General features: G+C 41.2%; 5 protein-coding genes. All 5 read right to left on the reverse strand.

Features of this window, described 5'->3' with window-relative positions; genetic code table 11:
- On the reverse strand, window positions 1-195 hold a 195-nt coding region (locus tag H6S82_RS23600; RefSeq protein WP_191056799.1), incomplete at its 3' end, for a DUF4351 domain-containing protein.
- Between the two features lie 77 nt (window positions 196-272).
- Complete coding sequence (locus H6S82_RS23605; RefSeq protein WP_190470205.1) at window positions 273-1190, reverse strand: DUF4351 domain-containing protein; 918 nt, start codon at window positions 1188-1190, stop codon at window positions 273-275.
- Window positions 1191-1311: 121 nt separating this feature from the next.
- Window positions 1312-1518 carry a glycogen debranching protein gene (locus H6S82_RS23610; RefSeq protein WP_190470202.1) on the reverse strand — a complete coding sequence of 69 codons (207 nt, stop codon included), beginning with the start codon at window positions 1516-1518 and terminating at the stop codon, window positions 1312-1314.
- 65 nt (window positions 1519-1583) lie between these two features.
- Window positions 1584-2078 (reverse strand): GNAT family N-acetyltransferase, encoded by a 495-nt coding sequence (locus H6S82_RS23615; protein ID WP_190470201.1) that lies wholly within the window; start codon window positions 2076-2078, stop codon window positions 1584-1586.
- Between the two features lie 44 nt (window positions 2079-2122).
- The coding region (locus H6S82_RS23620; RefSeq protein WP_191056800.1) for a DUF2228 domain-containing protein at window positions 2123-3708 on the reverse strand (1586 nt) is incomplete at its 5' end.

The following is a 3708-nucleotide window of genomic DNA, read 5'->3' on the forward strand; positions in this document are numbered from 1 at the left end:
CCACTGAGTAATTGATAAAGCGCGAATTCTTTCTTCCGTGGTAGGTTCGAGTTCTCCTACCCGCCGCCGAACTAGGCGCAAAATTATTGACGTTTCGCGTTGTAAAGCTTGTTGCAAACCTTGCTGGAAACCTCGCTGGAAACCTCGCTGTACGCCTTTTTCAAAAATTTCTTGGTAAAACGAAGATTCTTCCATATATCTTCCCGAAATAAATGAAAGGGTAACACCCCATATAAATTATCAAAAGGGGTGTTTATTCCCTAACATTTTGCCTAATTCAGATTATCTAACCAAGCAATTAAATCTGCTGGTGATGAAAAATCCAACAATGCTTCCGCCAAGCTCTCCAACTGAAAAAGCGATAAAGCACGGAGTCTTTCTTCCGTGGTAGGTGCGATTTCTCCCACCCGCCGCATCAACTGGCGCAGAGTTTGTAAGAATGCCTGCTGTTTTTGTCCTTGTTCTATACCTTGTTGCAAACCTTGCTGCAAGCCTTGTTGCAAACCTTGTTGCAAACCTTGTTGCAAACCTCGCTGCAAACCTCTTTGCTCTCCTTTTTCCACAATTTCTTGATAAAACAAAGATTCTTGCATATTATCCTCCCGAAATAACTGACGAATCAAATTTGGTTTGTGCAGTAAACCCGCCATTACTGCGGTACAAGCTAATATTTCTCTTCGCTGTGCGGGGTCTTCTATTAATTCTATCCTTCCGGCTACTTCCTCTAACAATGCTCTCGGTGAGTCGCTGCGAGTTAGAGGTGCTAGGGGTAGCAAGGCGGGTTCTGCTAAAAAAGGTGCGGGGTCTTCTTCCCATAACCGAATTACTCGATAGGAATGTACCGTGTTTCCTACTTGAAATCGGTCTGTCAAAACCTGGGGTGAGTCAATTCGTTTCAAGAAAATTACTACTTGTTCTATTCTACACCTATATTTTTCATAAAGGCGAAGCCAATATTTGAGCATCCGCTCTGGAATTGGTGGTTCTGAATAGGGTAGTCTTTCAAACTCAAGGTGCAAAATGGTGTTACCTAACCGCAGTAAGATTAAGGAATCGGCTCTGATTGGTTCGGCTGGTAATTCGGTTTTGAGGATTTCTACGGTTGTGAATTCCTCAAAAGGTAGTAACCAACGCACGAAACTGGCTGGGTTTTGAGAGGCGATGTATTTGCAGGTGTTGTCGTAGGTCACGCGATTTTGGATTTTGGATTTTGGATTAGCTCCGCCTTGAAATGACGGAAGCTCTAATTTGGAAAATTTTTTTGATAGTTCCCCTTAGCATATAATAAGGTGGGCATTGCCCACCCTACTTTTAACTCAGTTTTAAGGCACTTACTGGTACTTCATCCCAAGAATTAACTGTCCGCAAGCGAGCGACCCAACCTTCCGATTTCTGAATTTCTGTTAAATTATTCTCGAAAGATTCGTGGCAATCTTTTGCTTGTTGCTCATCACAAGTAGCAATACAAGAATAAATCAGACCGGAGGGATCGATTTGTTCGTTCACCCAAATAATCATGAAACTTTCCTCCTCGACTTTCAAAAGCAAGCTCAAAATACTATTATTGATGAATTGCTGACCAGTTAAGTCGCTCCTTTTGCTGCTAAATTGGTGAGAGAATCGCCTGTAACGCGACAAATGCGCCAGTCTGGTAGGACAGCAGCACCCATAAGCTGATAAAATGCGATCGCAGGTTCGTTCCAATCCAAAACAGCCCACTCCATCCTTCCGCAACCGCGAGAAACTGCTAACTTAGCAACATGGGTAAGCAACGCCTTACCGATACCGCGTCCCCGATATTCCGGTAAAACGAATAAATCTTCCAAATAAATCCCCGGTTTCGTTAAAAATGTGGAATAGTTATGAAAAAACAGGGCAAAGCCAACATTTTCTCCACCTAACTCTGCCAGAATAGCTTCTACGTAAGGTCGCTCACCAAATAAATGGGATTCCAGAGATTCGATATTACCCACAACGGCGTGAGATAGCTTTTCGTATTCCGCAAGCGCTTTAATTAGATGAAACAGAGTTGGGACATCTGCTGGCGTAGCCGATCGCACTATTAATTCAGAAATCATCGAGCGCTTTTAAACCTTAAATAATTGTCATTCATTTTAGCGAACTAGGTGTACTTATTTTGATAACTACAATCAATCTCTGTATTTGGTAACAATTGAGCTAATTTTGCCGTTTCAGATGCTGACAGACAATTACGAGATAGGTTCAAACTTTTCAGGTTTTTCATTTGTCCTAGCGTTTTGGGTATGTGGCGAATACGGTTTCCGTACAGATTGAGATTTTCTAATTGAGAAAGTTGACATATATTTGCTGGTATTTTTGTAATACTCGCGCAACTAACTGTTAAATATTTCAAATTTTTTAATTGCATTATTCCAGGCGAAAGTTCTTGCCATGTGTAACATCCTATTTTTAGAGATTGCAGAGAATTCGCTAGCTTGGCGATATCCGGCGGTATGACTATGTTTCTGTTAGTATCAAATTCCAAATACTCCAAGTTCGGTAACTCGCAAAAAGCCGATGGCAAACTTACAGGTTCTTCGTAGTTGTGATGATCGGCTTGGTAATATTTGTAAGTAACTCGTTTGAGATTTCGTAAATTTTTGAAACTAGATGTTACGGTGTCAAGCCCAGTATCAGTTGCCAGTAATAACTCTTCCAATGCAGAAAGTTGACCGATTTCAGGGGGAAGTTCGGCAATATTGCTGGCAGTGATGTACAATTTTTTCAAGCTGGTTAAACGGCAAAGCGAAACCGGAAAATTTCTTAAGTTTTCATTCCCTAAACATAGTTCTTCCAGTAAAGTTAGTTCGCCAATGCGATCGCATATTTCTGCCAAGGGATTCTCCCGCAGATCTAACGTGCGAAGTTGAGTCAGATTGCAGATCGCATCTGGGATACGATCGAAATAATTTCCTACTAAATACAACTCTTGCAAATTAGACAGCCGACCGAACTCTTCTGGCAAAGCCTTCAGGTTATTATAATTAAGATTTACACTTTCTAATTGAGTAAGTTCGCCAATTTCTGGCGGTAAGGTATCGATGCGATCGCTATACAATGATAAGTATTTAGTTTCTTGCGGATTTTGAAGCGCCTCTTGAAAAGCTTTCACCTGACTGGCGCTGCGATTGCGCCGGAAATCGAGCATTTTACGCAGTGTATTTCTGCCAAGCGCTTCATAAGCCAAATCGAGCAACTCGCAAGTAATATCCGAAAATTCATGATAAATCCACAGATCTTTACCGAGTTTGAGTGCTGTCCCCGGATATCCTTCCTGCAACGCTTGGAGAGCTTCTTTTCTGTATTCTGCTACTTCCCATTCCGAGGGTTTGTAATTCCAAATTTGGAATTTATCTTCTCCACCCAAAGGTCTATATAAATGAACGGGTACGACAATACCCATATAATCTCTCGTCTTGGCAATGATGGCGCGTTGCACATAATATTTTTCTGTATAGGCTGCACCCATTTCGGGTCTGTCTGCTGTATCGTATCGCCGTAAAATTTCCCTGATTTCATCCAGTTTTTTTAGCCCAGCTTCGTTTTCTTCTCGGTAATCTGAATAATTAGCAAATTCTTCTAAAGTACCATCGTAAAATTGCTCTAAATGATACCTAACTGTTTCAAATAAATTATTGCCGCTAACATTTATTTCAAAAGCATCTCTGGCATAGTAATAAGCTACTT

Source organism: Planktothrix sp. FACHB-1355 (assembly GCF_014748295.1).
GTDB classification, from domain to species: domain Bacteria; phylum Cyanobacteriota; class Cyanobacteriia; order Cyanobacteriales; family Aerosakkonemataceae; genus Aerosakkonema; species Aerosakkonema funiforme_A.

What these genes read in the sequence shown, in the direction of transcription:
- H6S82_RS23610 (WP_190470202.1), bottom strand. Translation starts at nt 1,518, where the DNA reads ATGATTATTTGGGTGAACGAACAAATCGATCCCTCCGGTCTGATTTAT.
- H6S82_RS23615 (WP_190470201.1), bottom strand. Translation starts at nt 2,078, where the DNA reads ATGATTTCTGAATTAATAGTGCGATCGGCTACGCCAGCAGATGTCCCA.